1 other RNA gene is annotated in these 266 nt (G+C 54.5%); it reads right to left on the minus strand.

Features of this window, described 5'->3' with window-relative positions:
- Window positions 1–70: 70 nt before the first annotated feature.
- Window positions 71–186, minus strand: a non-coding RNA gene (locus ADK28_RS29415) — RtT sRNA.
- Window positions 187–266: the final 80 nt, after the last annotated feature.

The raw sequence follows: 266 nt of genomic DNA on the forward strand, positions 1-266 counted from the left end.
AAGGCTGAGGTAATAGCCATTATACGATGCCCGCATCCTGGAACTCGGCTACCTGATTTTTCTGTAGAATTTTGGGATGGAGCAGGATTGTTCATCACTCGGCTCGCATCCTTCGGGCCGGCTGCGCCTTGCGCTGCACAGCTCGAACCTTGCCGAAGGCTTTCGCCCTCTCCTCCCGCCATCAACCGTTGCGGTATTCATCGCATCTCAGTTAATCGCCGAAGGCAAGATTTGGTGGTGGGGGAAGGATTCGAACCTTCGAAGTC

The organism is Serratia sp. 506_PEND, from assembly GCF_001076875.1.
Lineage (GTDB): Bacteria > Pseudomonadota > Gammaproteobacteria > Enterobacterales > Enterobacteriaceae > Serratia > Serratia marcescens.